Genomic DNA, 21,667 nt, shown 5'->3' with positions numbered 1-21,667 from the left:
CGCAACAGCCGTCAAAAATCGGCGTCCCAATCGACCAAAATGCAGCCTTTTTCGGTATCGACCTTGAGGATTGTTTGCCCCATCAGAAACGGGATCAAGCGTTCTTGTTGCCCATCCGAAACCACCACAACGTCATTAGCGCCGGTCTCCAACAAATGATCGACCACCCCCAACTCCATAGCGGCCTGATTAACGACCCTCAGACCGATTAAGTCGGTCCAGTAATACTCGCCATCCGCCGGCTCGGGCAACTGTTGTCTACGTATCAGGATCTCCGACCCCATCAACGCCATCGCCGCATCGCGATCATCCAAATCTTCGAGTTCGGCCACAACGGCAGCGCCTTGGCGTCTTCCGGCTAGGACCTTAAACTCGCGAATTTGATCGTTCTTCCTAAGACACCAAGGCGAGTAAGCCAAGATATTTTCTCGCGGATCGGTATAAGAAAAAACTTTTACCCATCCTTTGATGCCAAACACGCCGGAAATTTGGCCGACGCTCAAATACTCTTCGGCAGACAAGCGGGATTAGGCAACAGCCTTGCTAGCGTCCTTGATCAGTTTGGCGACTCGATCCGAAGGCTGAGCGCCGTTAGCGGTCCAATATTGAACGCGTTCGGTATCCAAAACCAAGCGCTGCTCGCCGCCTCTCGCCAGAGGATTAAAAAAACCTACCCTTTCGATGTAGCGCCCGTCGCGGCTACTTCTGCTGTCGGTTACGACGACATGATAGAAAGGACGGTTTTTAGCGCCGCCTCTGGACAAACGAATACTTACCATCTGCACACCCTAGATAACAATGAGTCAAAAATTTAATCTACCTATTCTACGCGATTTGCCACGCAAGAAAAGAAAAAATTGAAAAATCACATCTTCATGCCGCGCATATTGCTTTTCAGACCCCGCATCATGTTGACAATGTTGCCTTTACTAAACTTTTTCATCATTTTCTCCATCATCTTGTGCTGCTTCAACACACGATTGACAGCATTCAAATCCAGACCGCAACCGTCGGCGATGCGCTGCTTGCGACTGCCCTTGATCAGATCGGGAAAGCGCCGCTCTTGCTTGGTCATCGAATTGATCACGGCGATTTGATGCACCAAATCCTTGTCGTTGACCTTTTCCTTAACTTCTTTCGGCACCGCGCCCATGCCGGGCAACTTATCCATCATGGCGCCGATACCGCCCATGTTTTGCATTTGCGTCAACTGCTCGCGCAAATCTTCCAGATCAAAACTTTTGCCCTTCTGCAACTTCTTGGCGAGCTGCTCGGCTTTTTTCTTGTCGACGTTCTGCTCGATGTCCTCGATCAGCGACAACACGTCACCCATACCCAAGATACGCGAGGCCAGCCGATCCGGATAGAACGGCTCCAACGCATCGGATTTTTCGCCGACACCGATAAACTTGATCGGCTTACCGGTAATATGCCGAATCGACAGCGCCGCCCCGCCTCTGGCATCGCCGTCGGCCTTGGTCAAAATCACGCCGGTCAACGGTAACGCATCATGAAAAGCCTTGGCGGTATTGGCCGCATCCTGACCGGTCATGCTATCGACGACGAACAGTGTCTCTATCGGCTTGATCGCGGCATGCAGAGCCTTGATTTCAGCCATCATCTCGTCGTCGACGTGAAGACGGCCCGCCGTGTCGACGATCAACACATCCAAAAACTGGCGCTTGGCGGCATCGATAGCCCGATTAACAATATCGACAGGCTGCTCGGTGGATTCGCTGTCGAAGAACTTCAGACCAAGATCGTCGGCCAGGGTTTGCAACTGCTTGATTGCCGCCGGACGATAGACGTCCACGCTGACCACCCCGACCCGCTTCTTTTTCTTTTCCTTTAAATGCCGGCCAAGCTTGGCGACCGTCGTCGTCTTGCCCGCACCTTGCAAGCCCGCCATCAAAATCAGCGCGGGGGGATTGGTCCGCAGATTCAGCTCTTCGTTGGCCGAGCCCATCACTCGCACCAATTCGCCCTGCACCACTTTGATCAGAGCTTGCCCCGGCGTCAAACTGGTCTGAACTTCTTGACCCAGCGCGCGTTCCGTCACCTGCTCGATAAAATCGTTGACGACCGGCAGAGCGACATCGGCCTCCAGCAACGCCATTCGCACTTCCCGCATGGTGTCCTGGATATTGGCCTCGGTCAAGCGGCCCTGACCCTTGATTTTTTTGAGCGCACCGCTCAGGCGATCGGATAAATTGTCAAACATAGCTACGTCTTTATAGTTCTGAAGTCCTGGTGATGATCCGCCGTAACAATCGAATTACGACAATCAGGCCGCTTAGTTTAACATAAGCGCTTCGCAACGCCTTTCGATTCTTCCGGCCATGTACCTCAGCACAGCCATCGGCATTTTATCGATTCTGACCTACGCGCTCGCGGGGGCGGGAATCGCTAGAGAAATCCTTGCCGCGCAAAGACAGTCCTCGCTTCCACTCAAATTGGCTTGGGCCGCGGCCGGCCTGCACAGCGCTTATACCTTCCTAAACATCCACGAGCAGAACGGCTTTTCGTTCGGTTTTTTCAACACCGCGTCGCTAACCGCGTTGGTCGTTGTCTGGTTACTACTGTTTGCCGCCCTCGATAAGCCGGTGGCAAAACTCGGCGTATTGGTATTCCCAGTGGCGGCATTACTTCTGGCGGCTAATCTAGCCTATCCGAGTAAACCTCATCCTCTCGCCCATCACGACTGGCAGTTGACCGTCCACATTTTGACGTCGATTTTAGCCTTTGGCCTTTTGAATATCGCCGCGGTACAAGCCATTCTACTGGCGATTCAAGAACAGCAACTGCGCCATCATCACCCGAAGCAATTTATGTTAGCGCTACCGCCGTTGCAGGCCATGGAAGCGCTTTTGTTCCAAATGATCGCTACCGGCCTGGGGTTTTTAACCATTTCGTTGTTGACCGGCTTTCTGTTTATCGACGACTTGTTTGCACAGCATCTGGCGCACAAAACCGTGTTGTCGATTCTCGCCTGGCTGATATTTTCCGCACTGCTATTCGGCCGCTTGCGCTACGGCTGGCGCGGACAAAGCGCCGTGCAATGGACATTGATCGGCTTTACGTCGCTGTTGCTGGCTTATTTCGGCAGCAAACTGGTGTTGGAGTTAATCCTGAAGAAAATCTAGGTCGCGACCACGCCTAACGACTCGTCAAGCGCGACAATTTCCCGCAACAGCGCCGTCGCGTAAGCGCCGGCCGGCAAACCGAAACCTAAGCGCAAAACCGCTTCACTCTCGAAGCCCCACACCAAATCGGTCGGCCTAACCACGAGCGCTCGCCTATCCTGCGTCAGGCCAGCCGAAATCAAACCTTGCGCCAGTATCGGCTGCGCCGCGACAATTCGTTGCTCTAGTTCCAGCGCATCGGCGCGAGCCCCACTAACGCCCTTGCCCCACAACGCACCGCTGCACTGAATGTCGCCGGCCGCCAGTCGCGCCGCCAGCGCCGAATCGATTTCATCCGCGGCAAAATAGCTGTGACTGCCGGCCAGCATAAAAGCCTCGCCAGTCAGGCCGGTACTCCAGCTACCGGTCGCCACCCGTTCGGCCAGAATCAGATTAAATAAATAAGACCGCGCCGCCGACAGGTAAATCGAGCGCTGTTCCGGTTTCACCCTGACACCGCCGAACATTTCAGCCGCTCGCGCGACATTGCGGCCTTGGAAACCAAAACGTTGTTCGCCGAAATAATTGGGAAATCCCAAGCGCTTGACTTGCTCGAGCTGGGCATCCAAACGTTCGCGGTCGCCTTGCCAGTTACGGATCAAAATCTCGAATCGATTGCCCTGTAGCACACCTCGCTTTAACTTGCGTGGGTGGCGAACTGCTTCCAGTATTTTCAGATGGTCTCCCTGCAACATTCTCCAATCAGGCTCCACCTTGCCGGGCAACCAAACGCTGAACCATTGCCGGGTGCGTCCGTGTCGGTCTTTCAGGCCGGCGTAACCGATGTCGCGCTGCCTAACGCTGGCGTGGCGGGCCAGCAGCCGGGCGACATATTCGGTGTTTTCGCCGATTTTTTCGACGAATAGAAACACGTGCTCGCCACTGCCTTCCGGTTGGAAGCCGAGGATTTCTTCGACAAAGAAATCCTCGGGGATGGTTCTAATGTCACCAGTGCCGGATGGGCCGCCGAAAGCGCGAGGCCAGTCCGGTAACGGAAATTCGCTCACTTTTCGATCAGCACCACAGCCTGCACCGCAATGCCTTCCTTACGGCCTTCGAAGCCGAGTTTCTCGGTGGTGGTGGCTTTGACGTTGATGAAGTCGACATCCACTTTCAGGTCGGCGGCGATATTGGCGCGCATCGCCGGCACGTGCGGCAGCATTTTCGGCGCCTGGGCGATGATGGTGACGTCGGCGTTAACCAGTTTGTAGCCTTTCTCCTGGACGATGCTGTACACGTGGCGCAGCAATACCCGACTGTCGGCACCTTTGAAATTGGGATCGGTATCCGGGAAGTGCTTGCCGATGTCGCCAAGCGCCGCCGCGCCCAAGATGGCGTCGGCCAAGGCGTGCAGCACCACGTCGCCGTCGGAATGGGCCTCCAGGCCTTTTTCGTAAGGAATGGTGACACCGCCCAAAATGATGTGGTCGCCGTCGTTGAAACGGTGGACGTCGTAACCTTGACCGACTCGAATCATGTTTGTTGCTCCATATAAAATTGCGCCAGCGCCAGATCTTCGGGCCGGGTGATTTTGATGTTGTCTGGGCGGCCTTCGACGATTCTGGGCTTGAAGCCAAGGATTTCCAGCGCGCTGGCTTCGTCTGTCACCGCTGGATTGCCTTCGGTTTGCTGCAAGGCGTCGCGCAGCATGCCGTATTTGAACATCTGCGGGGTCAGCGCCCGCCAGACGTGTTTGCGGTCGATGGTCGCGGTGATGGTATCGCTATCGACATACTTTAGCGTATCGTGCGAACTCAGCGCCAGAATACCGCCGACGGCGTCATCCTTCAGACTGTCGATCTGCAAATGAATGTCGCCGGCGGTCAGGCACGGACGTGCCGCATCATGCACTAACACCCAATCGTCTTCGGCGGCCAAGCCTTGCAAGGCTTTCAATGCCGATAGCACCGAATCGGCGCGTTCCTTACCGCCGGGGGCGGTGATGACGTCGGGATGTTGGGAGATTTCCAGCTCGGGCCAATACGGGTCTTCGACAGAAATCGCCACGGCGACTTTTACGAAAGCTCCGGATTCCAGCAAGCGACTCAAAGTGTGTTCGATGACGGTCTTGCCGGCCAGCGGCAGATATTGTTTGGGGCGGTCGGCTTGCATGCGTTTGCCGACGCCAGCTGCCGGGACTACTGCCCAGCATTTGAGAATTTGATTCATGCGCTACTCAAGCACTTGAAAGAAGGTTTCGTTTTCCTTGATCATGCCCAGCTCGTAGCGGGCGCGTTCTTCGATGGTTTCCAGACCTTTGCGCAGGTCCAGCACTTCGGCGTACAGCGAGTCGTTACGCTCTTTTTTCTCTTGGGCATCCTTGGTCAATTCCTCCAGCCGCGCGCGGTACTCGCGAATCTGCGACAAACTGGCGTCGCCGAACCACAACCGGTATTGGAAGTGCAGCGTCAACGCGATGATGACAAGGATCAGGGTTTTGATGGCGGTGTCTCTTTAGAAAAGAGTAGGTTGGGTTAGCGAAGCAACGCGGAGCGTAACCCAACACGACGACTCTTAAAGTTGCGGCAATCCTCCGCTTTCGCAAAGGATCAACCCAACCAACGCTTTTTATTTCAGCATTTTGAACGCGCCACGGCCGGCATAGCGAGCTTTCGCGCCCAACTCGTCTTCGATTTTCATCAGACGGTTGTATTTGGCGACGCGGTCGGAGCGGCTCAATGACCCGGTTTTGATTTGGCCTGTGCCGGTAGCAACCACCAAGTCGGCAATCGTGGTATCTTCGGTCTCGCCGGAGCGGTGAGAAACCACCGCGCTGTAACCGGCCGCTCCAGCCATAGTGATCGCTTCCAAGGTTTCGGTCAAGGTGCCGATTTGGTTAACCTTGATCAGGATGGAGTTCGCGATGCCTTTCTCGATACCTTCTTTCAGTATCGCCGGGTTGGTCACGAACAAGTCGTCGCCGACCAATTGTATGCGGTTACCCAACTTTTCGGTTTGGTATTTCCAGCCGTCCCAATCGTTTTCGTCCAGACCGTCTTCGATCGAGATAATCGGATATTTATCGACCCAAGCCGTCAGGAAGTCGACCATTTCCACTGAGTTGAAGCTGCGGTTTTCGGCGGACAAGACGTACTTGCCGTCGTCGAAATACTCGGAAGCTGCCGCGTCCATACCCAGGTAGATGTCTTGACCGGCTTTGTAACCGGCTTTTTCGATCGCTTCCAGAATCACTTCGATGGCTTCTTCGTTAGAGCGCAGATTAGGTGCGAAACCGCCTTCGTCGCCGACGGTGGTCGCCAAGCCTTTGCCTTTCAAGACTTTTGCCAGGTTGTGGAATACTTCGGCACCGTAACGGATCGCTTCGCGGAAGGTTGGTGCACCAACCGGCAGGATCATGAATTCTTGCAAATCGACGCTATTGTCGGCGTGCGAACCGCCGTTGATGATATTCATCATCGGTACCGGCAGAATGAATTCGCCGGATTTGTTCATGAACTGATACAGCGGTTTACCGGCTTCTTGCGCGGCGGCACGGGCAGCGGCCATCGATACGCCCAAAATGGCGTTGGCGCCCAGTTTGCTTTTTGCATTAGTACCGTCGAGATCGATCATTTTTTGATCCAGCGCGGCTTGGTTATCGGCTTGCATACCAACCACGGCATCTTTCAGCACGGTGTTAACGTTGTTAACCGCAGTCAACACGCCCTTGCCCAAGTAACGAGATTTATCGCCGTCGCGCAATTCGATAGCTTCGCGTTCGCCGGTGGAGGCCCCGGAAGGCACCATGGCGCTGCCGACGACACCTGAATCCAAATAAACTTCGGCCTCGACGCTGGGGTTGCCGCGAGAGTCCAGAATTTCTCTAGCTTTTACATCAACGATTCTCATGATCTTCAATTGCTCCGTGGGAGTGATGGATAGGTTTAGTTGTTTTGTTGGTTCAAGGTGTTTTCGATCAAGGCCGCCGCTTTTACCGCGCGATCGAGGGTCATCAAAGTTTCCAGCAGTTCCTGCATTCGATGCAGCGGCCAGGAATTAGGTCCGTCACTCAAAGCGTCTTCTGGCTTAGGATGAGTTTCCATGAATAATCCGGCAATACCGACCGCAATAGCCGCCCGCGCCAATACCGGCACGTGTTCGCGCTGGCCGCCCGAGCAACTGCCCTGCCCGCCCGGCAATTGCACCGAATGGGTAGCGTCGAACACCACAGGACATTGGGTGTCGCGCATCACGGCCAAGGAGCGCATGTCTGATACCAGGTTGTTGTAGCCGAAGGATACACCGCGCTCGCAGACCATGATTTGCTGGTTGCCGGTGGCCTTGGCCTTGGCGACCACATTGCCCATGTCCCAAGGCGCCATGAATTGGCCTTTCTTGATGTTGACCGGCTTGCCTTGAGCGGCGACGCTTTGGATGAAATTGGTCTGACGACACAGAAAAGCCGGTGTCTGCATGACGTCCACCACGGAAGCGACTTCCGCCAGCGGCGTGTCTTCGTGGACATCGGTCAAAACCGGTACGTCCAATTGCTGCTTGACCTTTTCCAGAATTTGCAGGCCGGTTTCCAGTCCCAAGCCGCGAAAACTAGACATCGACGAGCGGTTGGCCTTGTCGAAAGAGGATTTGTAAATGAACGGGATGCCGAGTTCGCTGGTGATTTCCTTAAGTTTACCGGCGGTATCCAACGTCATTTGTTCGCTTTCGATCACGCAGGTGCCGGCGATCAAGAAAAACGGTTGATCCAGACCAGCTTCGAAATGGCAGAGTTGCATGCTTAACCTTGTTGTTTATGCTCGTTAAAGTGCTTTTTGTGTTTGGCGGCGGCTTCGACGAAACCCGAAAACAAGGGATGGCCATTGCGTGGCGTCGATGTAAATTCGGGGTGGAACTGGCAAGCCAGGAACCAGGGATGCTCCGGCAGCTCAACGATTTCGACCAGCCGGCCGTCCAAGGATTTGCCGGAAAAACGCATGCCGGCGGCTTCCAGTTGTTTCAGATACTGGTTGTTGAACTCGTAACGGTGGCGGTGACGCTCGGTGATCACGTCTTTTCGATACACCTCGAAAGCCAGCGATTCGTCCTTCAAGCGACATTTTTGCGCGCCGAGGCGCATGGTGCCACCGATGTCGGAGTCTTCGTCGCGGGTGACCAGTTCACCAGCCTCGTCCATCCATTCGGTAATCAAGCCGATCACGGGATGGGGGCTCTTCGGCAGAAATTCGGTACTGTGGGCGCCTTCCAGGCCGACCACATTGCGGGCGAATTCGATCACAGCCGATTGCATGCCCAGGCAAATACCCAGAAAAGGGATTCTGTTCTCGCGGGCGAAGCGCACCGTCGAAATCTTGCCTTCGACGCCGCGCTCGCCGAAACCGCCCGGCACCAGAATGGCGTCGACATCCTTCAACCGAGCGGTGCCTTCCTGCTCGATGGTTTCGGAATCGATGTATTTGATCTCGACCTTGTGGCGGGTATGAATGCCGGCGTGCAACAAGGCTTCGTTCAAGGATTTGTAGGCATCGGTATGGTCGACGTATTTGCCGACGATGGCGATTTGCACCTCGTCGGTTGGGTGGGTCAGGCCGTCGACGACTTTTTCCCACGCGCTCAAATCGGCTGGCGGCACGTCCAGACGCAATTGGTTGACGACGATGTCGTCCAGCCCCTGCTCGCGCAACAGCAGCGGAATGCGGTAGATGGTATCGGCATCGATCGCGGTGATGACCGCCTTCTCGCTGACGTTGGTGAACAGCGCGATTTTGCGGCGTTCGCTGGCCGGGATGGTTTGTTCGGAACGGCAGATCAGAATATCGGGTTGAATACCGATGGTGCGCAGTTCCTTAACCGAGTGCTGGGTCGGCTTGGTTTTCAGTTCGCCGGCTGACTTGATATAGGGCACTAGGGTCAAATGGATGAACACCGCGCGGTCGCGGCCCAATTCGACGCCCATTTGGCGGATGGTTTCCAGAAACGGCAGCGACTCTATGTCGCCGACCGTACCGCCGACCTCGATCAGCGCCACGTCCTTGCCTTCCGCGCTGGCGTAAACCCGGCGCTTGATTTCATCGGTGATATGCGGAATCACTTGCACCGTCGCGCCGAGATATTCGCCCTTACGCTCGTTGCGAAGCACTTGTTCGTATACCTGCCCCGTCGTGAAGTTGTTTTTTTTGGCCATCGTGGTTTTCAAAAACCGCTCGTAATGGCCTAAGTCCAGGTCGGTTTCCGCGCCGTCCTCGGTGACGAACACTTCGCCATGCTGGAACGGACTCATGGTGCCCGGATCGACGTTGATGTAGGGATCGAGTTTGGTGATGGTGACCTTGAGGCCGCGGTCTTCCAAAATTGCGGCCAAGGAAGAAGCAGCGATGCCTTTCCCCAGCGAGGAGACCACACCGCCGGTGATAAAGATGAATTTTGTCATGAAAAATTTGCGCCTTGTCTAGCGTCTGGCAATGGGGTCAACACTAAACCGGAATTTTAACAGCTTTGTCCCATGCCTGCCGGGCAAATCTAGCCCTTGCGCCCCCACAGCAACCACTAAAAGCTCAGGCACATTCCTCACAGTAAGCTCACGACAACAACTGCCGTACATCAAGTTAGCAAGCGTTAAAACGCCAAGAATGCGACGAAATGTCGCACGAAGCGCCTGATCTCGAGAAAAAGACGGGCAACGACTGGCAAAAACAAGATCGCGCACACCATTATTAATGTTACCCACGATCAAACAATCGCCGCCATTGCCGAGCAACAAGGCGTGAAGTCCAACGCTATCGGAAGCGGCGCCGGAAAGTCGCTAAAGATTTTTCGATTCGTCAGCGTTGCGTCGTTTCGCCCAACGTTATGACATGGAATCCCTCTGTCAGCTGGAGGGCACATAGCTTACTACTAGACGCATAACATCTTCGAAAGGGCTCTAACAAAACCATTTCCAACTGTACTTATACAAGATAAATATCAATTTTTAGCACAACTATATTTTCCCAATATACTCTTCCACGGAGTCAACGTATTTTCTCATTCCTGTATCTTCCACGTCGTTATGGTCCGAATACCCCTTAAATTGACGCTTGGAACTAGTCGCATAATAATGATTAATCCGAAACATTTCGGGAGACACCACATCCATCCATGAATTTTCCTCACACGCCTTAACCCCATGAATAAACATTAGCTTCGTTAACTGAGGCCGGACAGCACATTTCTCTCGACCTAAGGACAAAACCTCCGGAGAACGTCGAATATAATTATTAATAATTAAACCCTTAGGAACCTGTTCAAATCCTGAATTTCCAAACCAGATCATCTTGAACTGCAACGCGGCTATATTTGGATGCTCTCGACTCTCTAAAAACTTCAAAAAATCTTGCTCGGCATTAACAGGATAGATAAACTCATCAACATCGATAAACAACATCCAATCGGAAAAACTACCGTATTTGTATAAACAATGGTGCATCTGTCCTCGCTGACAAAAACGCCAGCTATTATCGGGAGCACCGGACACGTAAGGATAATCCCAATCTATCAACGTCACAATTCCCTGGGCTATTAGAGGCGCCAACAAGTTACGTATCCGCCTTCTTTTTAAACTACGATTATCGTATATATAGAAATGACTTACGCCTATCATACGATAATATGCGATCCACTCAGGGATGAACCTATCTTCATCCTTCATCAACGTCGTCACACTTAGCTTATGCCGCGGCAATTCGACCGAATGATTCGAAAGCTGGAGAGAGTTAACGATTTGACTACCGTCCAACTTTAACGTAATCAAAACCACGGGCTTACTCCGAAAACCAGAGGGAATCAAATATTTAATGATTGAAACCTGATAAGCCTCCTTTTCATCGGCAAAATCCTCAACGACCTGCCCAATAACTTCGCAACCTGAGTCGAATACGCATATTAATCTACTCCAGTCGGCAACGCGGTCATATCTACCAATAGCTACCACGTAATTTTTATCGCCGGAAACGAATACATCGTAGATAGCGGGCTTACCAGAAATTTTAATCTCGTGGCGACCGCCAAAATTCGGCAACGTCAGTTTCTTAAAGTAAAAAACCCAAATTGGATAATTTAACTGAACGAAATTATACGCAACATCCAGACTGACTTTTTTTCCCAGCCTCTTCAATAGGCTTAGCAGGACTCTCATACAAGCTTCCTATTCAGTGAAATCAGGCAAGTAATGATCCAAGGAACGCTTCATTATCTCTACCTCAGGAAACCATAACGCATCTTCCAAAGGCTTGTTCAACAAAACCACCGGCACTTTTGGATTAAAAATCGACGCCCAAGCTGATAAAAATGACGACGACCGGATTAGTGCGTCGCATTTCGACAACAACAAAGAATTAACTAACGCATCGAATCCTTTCGAATAATTATCGCCGCCCCCATCGAGACTATGAATTGCCTTAATGCCATCGCTGCGAAAATGGTCCTGATGGCTCACCACAGCAATATCTGGAAATTTTTCCAGCATATATTGAATAAAACGACTTTCATCACTAGCGACAAATAGAACATCGACGCTGGGGTGATCCGCTAAAAAATTTCGAATCGTTTGTTCACAATACGCCCAAGCGACTTGTGGCGCCTCGACTACTTTATCGGTACCTCGAAAATGAACCCCCAAAACATACTTACCTGCAAAATGCTCGGCAACGAACGCTTCCACCTCGGCGGAAATCACCGGATTGAACTCAATATATTCACGGAAAATCTCGCCGGCTTGTTCCAAGCTCAAATCGTGAAAACACCAACCCGGCATCCGTAAATCTCTGATACGTCGAACCTTGGTAACCAACCAAGGCCTATACTCGGCTGCGAAACCGGCCGCTGACATTGCTCGATTAGAAAAATAATACTTAAACCAATCGCGCCCCAAAACCGGATCCGAATAATTCTTCGTAGTAAATTCTAAATAGGGTACTAAACCCTGCTTCTTACAGAAATGCAAAACAAACAGCGCCCAATTCAGAACCGCGAAAAACCCTAAATTGGAATTCACGATCTCAATTGCAAAAACGCCTCGATTTAACCGTTGAAAATGCCGATAAAAATATGGCGTCAGCTCTGAAGCTACCGCATCGAAAGCTTGGCCGGGCGTTTTAATTGCAGCAATTCTCCACCAAATATGCCTCAGATTCATAACATTTCACAACCTAATTTTAGAGAACCCAATATCTCGGGAATAAAAAGAAAATCAGAGCAAAATACCGCCTAAAACCCCTGATCGACATCCTCCCGCAAACCAGGCCATCGACTGAATGCGAACACCCAAATCATGATGATATTCAAGACCGGCACCAATAATGCGATGACCCAACGTCCATCAAAGCCGGCTTTCCGCAGTATTCGAAATCCCAACCACAAACAAAACAAGATATAGACGGGCAACAAAATGAAAAACAACGCCATCTCAACCTCCCCGCCGCGCGTTTGGCCATTCCGCGAAGGCCAACTGGATGAATACGATTAATAAACCGAACACCGGAATAAAAACCAGTCCAGCCCAAAGCGGATTCAAGCCCACTTTTTTATAGATTACGATAGTGGGAATGGCGATCATCATGCCGACGATCGCCGACTGCAAAACTTCGGCAAACATCTCATTTCTCCGACTAGGGTTTATCCATTCATCATCACACGCTTTGTCGAAACTGCCAAGACACTCGGTAGCAAGGTTCGTTTTTCGAACCGCCGACCCACTCGTCCACCCAAAGGCCAGCCACCGCCGCCAAGCGGCCATCCAGATATATCAACGGCCTCCACTCCCGTTCCCACGGAGGGGTGCCGGCTGCCTGATAGAGCTTTTTCAAACTATGCCGGCCGCCCCTCCCCGGCAACTTCAACTTTTCGCCGCCGCGCCGGAACCTCACCGTGACACTAGCCCGATCCCAAAGCGCTTGAGCGATGCCGTCAACGGAAACTTCCTTGCTCAAGCGACAACCGCCGCCCAATTCGATCTGCTGGGCATTGTCAGGCCAAACCACTTCGCCGTGCGTGCGAACAGCCGGATGGGCCGGCACGCAAACTAAGCGCTTGCGGTATCTTCGAATCAGCGCGCCCTGATAACATAATTGCGGGTTCGCATCGCCACGCGCATCGACGACCTGCGCCAGAATCGCTTCAGTTATGGCTCGGCTCGGCGGCCGGAGGCCGTTGCGAGCTAACCATTGCCGAATCAGCAAGCGACGGCGACTTGCCGCAACCGGCAGTTGGTCGATCGCCAGCTCGCCCCTGTCCAAACCGGATACGGCGGCCAATTGTGCTTCGGCCCACTCGTCCAGGCATTCCGCAGCCTCTCCACACAGCTCGGCCGACCGCGCCACCGTTTTATCCAGCCCAGGCCAGCGTTGTTTCAGTAGCGGTAGAACTTGGTTTCGCAGAAAATTCCGGTCGAAATCATTCGTGGCATTGCTCGGATCCTCTATCCAAACCAAGCCTTGCTGGCGCGCGTAGACCAATACCTCGGCCTTGCCCACTTTCAACAGCGGCCTGACCAAAGACCCTCGGCCCAGCGGCGATATCCGAGGCATCGCCGCCAATCCAGCCACGCCAGCTCCGCGAAATAGTTGCAGCAACACCGTTTCCAGTTGATCCTCGCGGTGCTGAGCCGCCAGCACCACATCGTCGCGGTCCAGCAAATCGGCTAGCGCGGCGTATCGAGCGCGACGAGCAGCCGCCTCCGGACTTTCACCCGGCGCAGCCGAGGCGTCGACAGTCAGCAGCAAGAACTCGACACCCAACGCTTCGCATTGCCGACGACAATGGGTGCCCCAGGCCGTCGACTTCGCTTGCAAGCGGTGGTCGACGTAGACCCCGCACAGCTTGGCTTGCCAATCCGGTTGCCGTGCGCACAGGTGCAATAGTACGTGCGAGTCCACGCCACCACTGTATGCGACATACAAACGCCCAACCCGCTCCGGCAGCGCGGAACTCACTGCCTGAAAGCTCAGCATAAGGCAACGCTCCAAAAAAAAGGCCGAGAGAAATCGGCCTTTTCTACGCTGATGTTCCGGACAAAGGAATTATTTGGCCGGCTCTTCAATGAACGAGCCGAAACGCATGATACGTTGATAACGTTTCTCCAACAGTTTGTCCATGTCGCCAGCTTCCGCCTGCAATTCACCCAAATGCCTGAGCAAGGCTTCCTGCAAATTGGCGGCGATCTTGGCGAAATTGCGGTGACCGCCACCGACCGGCTCGCGGATGACTTCGTCCAAAAAGCCTTGTTCGCGCACGCGGTCGGAGGTTATGCCCATGGCCTCGGCAGCCAACTGGGCCTTGTCGGCGCTTTTCCATAAAATAGACGCACAACCTTCCGGCGAAATTACCGCGTAAGTACTGTATTCCAACATTAGCAAACGGTCGCCCACCCCAATAGCCAACGCGCCACCGGAGCCGCCTTCACCGATCACGGTACAGATAATCGGTGTCCGCAATTTGGACATTTCGAACAAGTTACGGGCAATCGCTTCGCTCTGACCGCGCTCTTCCGCGCCAATGCCAGGATAGGCGCCGGGAGTATCGATCAGACAAATGACCGGCAACTGAAAGCGCTCGGCCATTTTCATGACGCGCAAGGCCTTCCGATAACCTTCCGGCCGCGGCATTCCGAAGTTTCTGTAAATTTTTTCCTTAGTGTCTCGACCTTTTTGATGACCGATCACGACGACCGGCCGACCCTCCAAGCGCGCTAAGCCGCAAACGATGGCCGGGTCGTCCGCGAATGCGCGATCGCCATGCAACTCATGGAATTCGGTGAAAATTAACGAGATATAATCCAGCGTGTAGGGTCGTCCCGGATGGCGCGACAATTGGGAAATCTGCCAGTCGGACAAGTCGCTGAAAATACTCTCGGTCAGGCTCTCGCATTTCTGCTCCAACTGCTTCAGCGTCTCGGAAATATCGAAGTTGTTGTCTAGCTCGACTTTGCGCAGCTCTTCAATCTTGGCTTGCAGTTCGGCAATCGGCTGTTCAAAATCAAGAAATTTTAAATCCATGGCTTTCGGGAGCGGAATCTCTAAAATGGCCGGCAATTCTATTAAAAAAAGCCGATATTGCCTATCTATTTCGGCCGCGGTTTCGCTTAGCGTGCGACCGCTCCCCTATGGTCACCGTCACGCTTATGTCATTCATGAATAGCAAATACTCCGGTCCTCGCGACGCCTATATGCCGCTAGCCGCCAAAATGCGACCAAGCAGCCTTGATGAATTTATCGGCCAACAACACCTGCTGGCAAAAGGCAAATCGCTAAGGGCAGCTATCGACAACGGCGCGTTGCATTCGCTGGTATTTTGGGGACCGCCGGGAGTCGGCAAAACCACGCTGGCCAAGATCATCGGTGGCATGACCCATAGCCACATCATCGAGTTGTCGGCGGTGATGGCCGGTGTCAAGGAGATTCGCGCCGCCGTGGGCGAGGCTGAAGAAATCAAGGCTCGACAGGGCTTGAATACCATCGTATTCATCGACGAAATTCACCGTTTTTCGAAGAGTCAGCAGGACTCGTTGCTGGCGCCCATCGAAAGTGGCGCAATCGTGCTGTTCGGCGCCACCACCGAGAATCCGTCGTTCGAGCTGAACAACGCGCTGCTGTCGCGCTTGCGAGTCTACGTAATGCGCAGCCTCGATACCGACGCGCTGATCGAACTGCTGGAGTGTGCGCTAAGAGATAAACAGCGCGGCTTGGGCCTGCGGCCGATCGAGATAGACCGCGAAACTCTGACGATGATCGCCAAGGCCGCCGATGGTGACGCCCGACGAAGTTTGAATATTCTGCAAATTGCCGCCGACCTAGCCGAGACCGTGGATGGACGAGAAGTCGTTAAACCTGGAATGATCGACGAAGTCCTGCAAGGCCACGCAAACCGCTTCGACAAGCGCGGCGATATTTTTTACGATCAAATCTCCGCTTTGCACAAATCAGTGCGCGGCACCGATCCTGATGCGGCATTGTATTGGTTTGCCCGGATGCTGGACGGTGGTTGCGACCCGCTTTACATTGCCCGGCGCGTGATTCGAATGGCCGCCGAAGACATCGGCAACGCAGATCCGCGCGGCTTACAACTCGCGCTAAACGCCACCGAGGCCTACGAAAGACTAGGCAGCCCTGAAGGCGAGCTAGCTTTGGCGCAAGCGGTAACCTATCTTGCGTGCGCACCGAAAAGCAACGCCGTCTACACGGCCTACAAGGCGGCAATGATCGATGCCAAAAAAAGCGGCTCGCTGGAAGTTCCAATGCATCTACGAAACGCACCGACCGGTCTGATGCGGGATTTAGGCTATGGCGCCGAATATCGCTACGCACACGACGAAGATCAAGCATTCGCCGCTGGCGAAAATTATTTCCCCGACGCCTTACAAAACCGCCGTTATTACTTTCCGGTCGAACGCGGATTGGAGAGTAAAATTAAAGAAAAGCTAAACTTTCTGCGCGGCTTACCGGCCAAAAAAACCTGATGAGATCAAATTTCGAAGGCGTAAAAAAAAGCCTCGCAACCCTGGGGATTGCGAGGCCGTGGAAACAAACGAACGATGGATGCTTCGTTTGCGAATCTCCGCCAATGGAGAATCAGACAGACTGCTTAACCGGATAAGTGGGTTCGGCCGCGATATTACTCATTAAAGCCGCTACACCGAACATTAAAGTCGAAAGAATAAACTCGCCGGAAATAAATCCGACAATACCGGTAAATGAAATAACCCCTATCATTAAATCTTTTTTAAATTCGTTCATGACAACCTCCGCGACATTTGATAAGAAACAGCTTTAATAAATCCACCCACCAAAGTCATCGCTATTCGACTTGGCGGCGTCGGGACTAAGTAAAAGCCAGTTCTTGATCAAATGCCAACCTCAGTGACCGACTATTGGAGGAATATCGCACTCTTTGTCGAAAAATTCGCGACTGGTTGGCAATCCGCCAGTATTGTCGAAGCCGATTTCCGGGCTAGCCTTAGCCGGAAACTGGCTTTACACTGCGGCAATTTTCCCCTTAACCTCTCCTGGTGACCCAATGAAAAGTCGCTTACATTGCGCCCTTGTACTGATTGCACTGACCGCTACCGCTTGCTCGAAAGCCTATTACGGTAGCCTGGAAAAACTGGGCATTCCTAAGCGGGAAGTCATGGTACATCGGGTCGAAAAAGCCCGCGAGACCCAGGAGGAAACCAAGCAACAATTCAAATCGGCACTGGAACAGTTCACCGTATTGACCAATTTTCAGGGTGGCGACCTGGAATCAACCTACGGGAAACTAAACGACGAGTATGATGCCAGCGTGCGGAAGGCGGATGAAATTCACAAACGCATCGCCGATATCGAAGACGTTTCGGAAGCCTTATTTACTGAATGGGAAGCCGAACTTAGGGAATACACCAACGCCTCGCTCAGACAAACCAGTAGCAAAAAGCTGGCGGTAACAAAAACCCAATACCGGCAATTGCTGGCAGCAATGCGCAAAGCGGAGTCCAAACTGGAGCCGGTACTGAAAGTCTTCAAGGACCAAGTCTTGTTTCTAAAGCACAATTTAAATGCTCAGGCCATCGCTTCGCTAAAAGGCCAGCTCGATAGCGTGAAATCGGATGTTTCCGCGCTAGTCCTTGAAATGGAAAAATCGATCAACGAAGCGGATAGCTTTATCGCGACCATGGAAAAGTCTTGAAGACTCCGGACTAAGTCCGGTTAGACCGAACAACCGGAGCACACCGAAATTGTGTACTCCGGCCCTCATTCAATCTTGGTGAGCGAAGCGCTTGCGCTCCTCGGCACTCTTACCCAATGCCTTGGCCATCCACGGCGGCGGCGCGTCAAACACTTTCTGAAACTCGCGCAACTGTGCTTCAGCTTCGATCACGTCCGGGATCTTGATCGGATAAATATCGGCTCGAATCACTTTCGCGGCGGCCGGTCCACCGATAGACTGCACGAATAACACATGGCAGTCCTTGATCAACTCGGCCCGGAACAGGTTTTTATCGTCGGCGGTATCGGCTTCCACCGTAGAGCGGATATCCACCAATCGCATGGCGTCCTTGGACAATTGATACACCAAAAACCGGATGCACGAGCCGAAATGCCCGTTCAGCGACTGCCCGCTGTTGGATGCGATCGCGACCCGGATCGATTCCGGCATGTCGCCTTCCTTGTAGGGGAGGATTTCCGGCAAGCCCTCGTCACCGTCTTCCTCGCCCCATAGATAACGCACTGCCAATTTGATGTTGGCCAATCCAATGTCGATATCCTCGCCATCTTCCTCGCCATCGTGGCTGCCAATCCCGGTTTTCAAATTGGTGACGGTAATGGTTTTCAGGCGTTCGTCGGTCAACGGCGAACCGACTTTTTCGTGCAGAATTCCAATCAGCGACGCCACATCCACGCCGGGCAACACTCTTGACGCCAACGCAATGCGGAGCGCGATATCTCTTGATAATTCCATAGCGTTACCCCTAAAGTTTGTGCTGTTCTTTCCAGTCGGCGTAACCGCCGGCCATGCTGTATACCTGCTGAAAACCGAAATCTCCGAACATTTCCGCCATATGCTCGCTGGCATGGCCGTAATAGCAATAAATCAGCATGGGCTTGGACTTATCGGCTTTTCTGATCAAGGTGTCGCGCAACTGTTCGTGTACGTGCATCGCATTGTCGATATGTCCTGCCTTATAGTCCTTAAGGTCCCGGCAATCCAAGATCATCGGCTGCTGTTCGGCGATCAAGGCTTCGGATTCGGCCACCGTAAGCGTCTTAAAGTTTTTCATAAGTCCTCACCCCCGTTTCGCTTCGCCGACCCGTTACACCGGACCGTAGCTTGCTTCGCGTTTAACTTCGATGGTTTTAGTCAACGCCGCTTCGTAGCTCAACGTCTCGCCTTTAAATTTAAAGCCTTTTGCCGCTTCGTACACGGTGATGACTTTGTCTTCGGCGGACTGGCCTTTCAGGTCCGCTTTCTCGATGTACAGAAATTCCATCGTTTCGTTCCAGACCATGCCCTCACTGTACGGCAACAATTTGAATGTATAACCTTCCAATTCGACAACCATTGGAGCGGCGATGTTTTCGACGTAAATCAAAGCCAAGGTATCGGCGGTCAAACCGGCTTTATATTTCTCGACGAATAGTGCAAGGGACTCCAACTGATAGACCATACCGTTTAAAAACAAGATCTTGTCGCTATCGGCCAGCATCGCCGCTTGCTGGATCAATAATTTGGGCGGGTTACGGTCGTTGGGATTGGTCGCGCCTTCGCGCATGGCACCTTCGATCAGCACTAAGTCGCCGCGCCAAGCAGTCAGACCCGCAGTGCTGGTTTTGCCCAATACCGTAGAAATGGTCAATAGGCCTTGGCTGTTGTAACTGTCGAGTAACATCGGAAACATCTCCTAATAGATAAAAAATTCGGTTCAATTTAATTAAGCAAGAGCCTTGCCAGCCAAGCATACCCTTATCGCAACTGGGGCTATTCACGAATTGGGGTCATTCCGGCTTATCGGAAAACCCCGATTTGCCGACAGCGACCGCCAACAATGTCGCAAACACTACAAATTCCACGCGATTTTTCGGTTCGCCGTTGTAGGCTTTAACACTATTTTGCAGCGCCCCTACCGAATCGATATACTCAAATATAATTAACGAAATACCTCGCCAAACACACTACCCCAATTCGCTAATGCCCTACCGCGCTCGTCCACGGCCAGCGCTATGGCCCAAAAACTGCTTGTAAATACGTGGATTATGCCCATCAAGCAAAGTGCGACAACTTTCAGTCAAATCGCCACTATCGCACTCGATCAGCGTTAGTCCCGAACCGTTTCACGAACAATCACGTCTTTCGATATATATAATATGATATACCGAATATCCGCTTCGTTTGTTACTGAAACACCTGTTCCGGCCAAGCTGTCAAAGAAAACCTGCCGACAAGCGCGATCTTTAAGTCGGGGCGTTGACGATAGCGTTCGCCGGTTAACCCTGGCTCTTCGAGAGCAACGATCACCCACCAAACTAGCGAGGCCACCATGTTGTTAGAAATGAACGTCAAATTGCGCAGAGGCCATTTCGACCTGACCACATCGCTGGCGATCAATGACAACAGCATGGGCCTGCTCGGGAAATCCGGCGCCGGCAAAAGCACCTTGCTGGGCTTGATCGCAGGCGCCATTCAGCCGCATAGCGGCTACATTCTGGTCGACGGCAAGATCTTGTTCGACAGTCGCAAGGGTATCGTCATGCCGCGCGAACAACGTCCGGTAGGCGCCGTACTACAACTGGATTGCGCCGATCCGTCCGAAACCGTCCGCGAAAACTTGAACGCCACCCGCGAGCGCACGCTGAGGCATCGGAGAAACTTCAAGCTACCGTTCTTGATCGAGTTACTCGAATTGGGCAGCCTGCTCGACCAACCCTTACCGCTGCTTTCAGCCGGGGAAAGGCAACGGGTGGCCTTGGCCCGGTCGCTGGTGAAGTCGCCGCGCTTGCTGCTGCTGGACGACACCTTTGCGACGATAGGCCACGACTACCGGCCGCTGCTATTGGCGCTGCTCAAGCGCGCTCAAATCGAACTCAACCTGCCCGCACTCTACGCCAGTCAATCCTTAGGGGAAATCCTCGACTTGACCGACCAATTGATCGTGCTGGATCAGGGGAAGGTGACGCGTAGCGGCTCATTACCGGAAATCGCCAAGGGACAAGGCATGCTTCGCTATCTGGGCATGCGTCAGATAGACAACTTGCTGCCGGTCACCATACGTCATCACGACCATTCCGCCGGCCACACCCAGGCAGACAGTTTCGGCTTGCCGTTGGCGCTGCCGCTGAGGCCGCAATTGGCTCCGGGCAGCGGGACCCAGGTATCGATCCGCGCCAACGACATCGCGCTGTCGCGCGGATACTTAAGCGGCATTTCGATCCAGAACCAGATCAAGGGCCGCATCTGCGCGCTTATTCCCAGCGGAGAGAGCTTAATTGTGCAAATCGATTGCGGCGGCGCGTTGCTGGCCGAAATTACCCACGGCGCGGCCCGCGATATGGCTCTACAGGAAGGCGATACAGTTTATTGCTTGATCAAGACCCATTCGATCGCTTATCTGCGCGAACTTCAAACTCAGTCATACCAACGCGTGATTAGCGTAGGTCCGGATCACTATCACTTGCTTGAAACCGCGCCCACAGCCCACGGTTTCCACCACGCTATCGCAAATAGCGCCGTCGAAATCAAGCAAGTAACCGATCGAATCATTCAGGCCTAAGCACAACTAAATCCTATACATCTTTGTAGTCTATCCACTAAGCGACGGGCTCACTCATCGCCCGCGCGCGCCACCGGCAGCGGCTCGGGCTCTCCATGAGCGTCCTCGCTCTCTCCCGCGGCCGCATCGCCGTGCGTCGCGCCGTGCTCCGCATCGGCCGCGACATCCGGTTCGGCCGGATGTGTCTCGGAGGCAGTCGGCTCGGCGACAAACCAACTATCGTCTATCGTGACCGGCGGCACCAACGGTTCCAACG

At 53.2% G+C, this 21,667-nt stretch carries 25 protein-coding genes; 4 read left to right on the top strand and 21 right to left on the bottom strand.

All coding sequences use genetic code 11. The annotated features are described in order from the left end of the window. Positions 1–11: 11 nt before the first annotated feature. From rimM to ffh, 3 genes are all read right to left on the bottom strand, one after another. Positions 12–521, bottom strand: a complete 510-nt coding sequence (gene rimM, locus BJL95_RS00125; RefSeq protein ID WP_064031050.1) for a ribosome maturation factor RimM — start codon at positions 519–521, stop codon at positions 12–14. A gap of 6 nt (positions 522–527) precedes the next feature. Further along, a complete protein-coding gene (gene rpsP, locus BJL95_RS00120) occupies positions 528–779 on the bottom strand; it encodes a 30S ribosomal protein S16 (protein ID WP_064031049.1) in 252 nt (83 codons plus the stop codon). An 86-nt stretch (positions 780–865) separates the two neighbouring features. Further along, positions 866–2,221 carry a signal recognition particle protein gene (gene ffh / locus BJL95_RS00115; RefSeq protein ID WP_064031048.1) on the bottom strand — a complete coding sequence of 452 codons (1,356 nt, stop codon included), beginning with the start codon at positions 2,219–2,221 and terminating at the stop codon, positions 866–868. Between the two features lie 118 nt (positions 2,222–2,339). On the opposite strand from ffh, the gene ccsA reads away from it, so the two are divergent. Then, positions 2,340–3,143, top strand: a complete 804-nt coding sequence (gene ccsA / locus BJL95_RS00110; RefSeq protein ID WP_071154800.1) for an inner membrane protein YpjD — start codon at positions 2,340–2,342, stop codon at positions 3,141–3,143. Here ccsA and truD read toward each other — a convergent pair. The 13 genes from truD to accA form a co-directional block, all read right to left on the bottom strand. Further along, positions 3,140–4,189: a tRNA pseudouridine(13) synthase TruD gene (gene truD, locus BJL95_RS00105; protein WP_071154799.1), complete on the bottom strand. Its 1,050-nt coding sequence runs from the start codon at positions 4,187–4,189 to the stop codon at positions 3,140–3,142. The two genes, ccsA and truD, sit on opposite strands and share 4 nt — an antisense overlap. Then, complete coding sequence (ispF, locus tag BJL95_RS00100) at positions 4,186–4,659, bottom strand: 2-C-methyl-D-erythritol 2,4-cyclodiphosphate synthase (RefSeq protein ID WP_071154798.1); 474 nt, start codon at positions 4,657–4,659, stop codon at positions 4,186–4,188. Before ispF ends, truD begins: the two co-directional genes overlap by 4 nt. Further along, the gene (gene ispD / locus BJL95_RS00095) at positions 4,656–5,351 is read right to left on the bottom strand and encodes a 2-C-methyl-D-erythritol 4-phosphate cytidylyltransferase (RefSeq protein WP_071154797.1); all 696 of its coding nucleotides are present in this window, start codon (positions 5,349–5,351) and stop codon (positions 4,656–4,658) included. Before ispD ends, ispF begins: the two co-directional genes overlap by 4 nt. A 3-nt stretch (positions 5,352–5,354) precedes the next feature. Then, positions 5,355–5,624: a septum formation initiator family protein gene (locus BJL95_RS00090; protein ID WP_064031043.1), complete on the bottom strand. Its 270-nt coding sequence runs from the start codon at positions 5,622–5,624 to the stop codon at positions 5,355–5,357. A 126-nt stretch (positions 5,625–5,750) separates the two neighbouring features. Next, positions 5,751–7,034: a phosphopyruvate hydratase gene (gene eno, locus BJL95_RS00085; protein WP_139306071.1), complete on the bottom strand. Its 1,284-nt coding sequence runs from the start codon at positions 7,032–7,034 to the stop codon at positions 5,751–5,753. Between the two features lie 32 nt (positions 7,035–7,066). Further along, the gene (gene kdsA, locus BJL95_RS00080) at positions 7,067–7,915 is read right to left on the bottom strand and encodes a 3-deoxy-8-phosphooctulonate synthase (RefSeq protein WP_064031041.1); all 849 of its coding nucleotides are present in this window, start codon (positions 7,913–7,915) and stop codon (positions 7,067–7,069) included. 2 nt (positions 7,916–7,917) lie between these two features. Continuing rightward, entirely contained in the window at positions 7,918–9,567 is a 1,650-nt protein-coding gene (locus BJL95_RS00075; RefSeq protein WP_071154796.1) for a CTP synthase, read from the bottom strand. A 549-nt stretch (positions 9,568–10,116) separates the two neighbouring features. Next, positions 10,117–11,310 (bottom strand): glycosyltransferase family 92 protein, encoded by a 1,194-nt coding sequence (locus tag BJL95_RS00070; RefSeq protein ID WP_071154795.1) that lies wholly within the window; start codon positions 11,308–11,310, stop codon positions 10,117–10,119. 9 nt (positions 11,311–11,319) lie between these two features. Further along, positions 11,320–12,309, bottom strand: a complete 990-nt coding sequence (locus BJL95_RS00065) for a nodulation protein NodZ (RefSeq protein WP_082885668.1) — start codon at positions 12,307–12,309, stop codon at positions 11,320–11,322. 71 nt (positions 12,310–12,380) lie between these two features. Next, a complete protein-coding gene (locus BJL95_RS00060) occupies positions 12,381–12,578 on the bottom strand; it encodes a hypothetical protein (protein WP_071154794.1) in 198 nt (65 codons plus the stop codon). Position 12,579: 1 nt separating this feature from the next. Next, a complete protein-coding gene (locus BJL95_RS00055; protein ID WP_064031036.1) occupies positions 12,580–12,768 on the bottom strand; it encodes a hypothetical protein in 189 nt (62 codons plus the stop codon). 34 nt (positions 12,769–12,802) lie between these two features. Next, the gene (tilS, locus tag BJL95_RS00050) at positions 12,803–14,122 is read right to left on the bottom strand and encodes a tRNA lysidine(34) synthetase TilS (RefSeq protein WP_071154793.1); all 1,320 of its coding nucleotides are present in this window, start codon (positions 14,120–14,122) and stop codon (positions 12,803–12,805) included. 69 nt (positions 14,123–14,191) lie between these two features. Next, positions 14,192–15,166 carry an acetyl-CoA carboxylase carboxyl transferase subunit alpha gene (accA, locus tag BJL95_RS00045; protein ID WP_064031034.1) on the bottom strand — a complete coding sequence of 325 codons (975 nt, stop codon included), beginning with the start codon at positions 15,164–15,166 and terminating at the stop codon, positions 14,192–14,194. Between the two features lie 134 nt (positions 15,167–15,300). On the opposite strand from accA, the gene BJL95_RS00040 reads away from it, so the two are divergent. Then, complete coding sequence (locus tag BJL95_RS00040) at positions 15,301–16,626, top strand: replication-associated recombination protein A (RefSeq protein WP_071154888.1); 1,326 nt, start codon at positions 15,301–15,303, stop codon at positions 16,624–16,626. A gap of 112 nt (positions 16,627–16,738) precedes the next feature. Here the strand turns inward: BJL95_RS00040 and BJL95_RS24980 are convergent, their stop codons facing one another. After that, a complete protein-coding gene (locus BJL95_RS24980; RefSeq protein ID WP_168031883.1) occupies positions 16,739–16,903 on the bottom strand; it encodes a hypothetical protein in 165 nt (54 codons plus the stop codon). A 280-nt stretch (positions 16,904–17,183) separates the two neighbouring features. Between BJL95_RS24980 and BJL95_RS00035 the strand changes: the two genes are divergently transcribed. Next, positions 17,184–17,831 (top strand): DUF2959 domain-containing protein, encoded by a 648-nt coding sequence (locus tag BJL95_RS00035; RefSeq protein WP_064031033.1) that lies wholly within the window; start codon positions 17,184–17,186, stop codon positions 17,829–17,831. A 69-nt stretch (positions 17,832–17,900) separates the two neighbouring features. On the opposite strand, the gene BJL95_RS00030 is transcribed toward BJL95_RS00035, so the two are convergent. The 3 genes from BJL95_RS00030 to BJL95_RS00020 are packed head-to-tail and all read right to left on the bottom strand — an operon-like array spanning position 17,901 to position 19,533. Next, positions 17,901–18,605 (bottom strand): dinitrogenase iron-molybdenum cofactor biosynthesis protein, encoded by a 705-nt coding sequence (locus tag BJL95_RS00030; protein WP_064031032.1) that lies wholly within the window; start codon positions 18,603–18,605, stop codon positions 17,901–17,903. A 10-nt stretch (positions 18,606–18,615) separates the two neighbouring features. Beyond that, positions 18,616–18,924, bottom strand: coding sequence for a thiosulfate sulfurtransferase GlpE (locus BJL95_RS00025; RefSeq protein WP_064031031.1), 309 nt, complete (start codon positions 18,922–18,924; stop codon positions 18,616–18,618). A gap of 33 nt (positions 18,925–18,957) precedes the next feature. Further along, positions 18,958–19,533 (bottom strand): hypothetical protein, encoded by a 576-nt coding sequence (locus BJL95_RS00020; RefSeq protein ID WP_064031077.1) that lies wholly within the window; start codon positions 19,531–19,533, stop codon positions 18,958–18,960. 648 nt (positions 19,534–20,181) lie between these two features. On the opposite strand from BJL95_RS00020, the gene BJL95_RS00015 reads away from it, so the two are divergent. After that, positions 20,182–21,411 (top strand): molybdenum ABC transporter ATP-binding protein, encoded by a 1,230-nt coding sequence (locus tag BJL95_RS00015; protein ID WP_082885667.1) that lies wholly within the window; start codon positions 20,182–20,184, stop codon positions 21,409–21,411. A gap of 50 nt (positions 21,412–21,461) precedes the next feature. Here the strand turns inward: BJL95_RS00015 and BJL95_RS24975 are convergent. Then, the coding region (locus BJL95_RS24975; RefSeq protein ID WP_217631648.1) for a hypothetical protein at positions 21,462–21,667 on the bottom strand (206 nt) is incomplete at its 5' end.

Origin of the sequence: Methylomonas sp. LWB, from assembly GCF_001856095.1 — a bacterium.
Taxonomy (GTDB): Bacteria; Pseudomonadota; Gammaproteobacteria; order Methylococcales; family Methylomonadaceae; genus Methylomonas; species Methylomonas koyamae_A.
The sequence above is the reverse complement of the archived record's forward strand: the minus strand, read 5'-3'. Positions and strand labels throughout refer to the sequence as shown.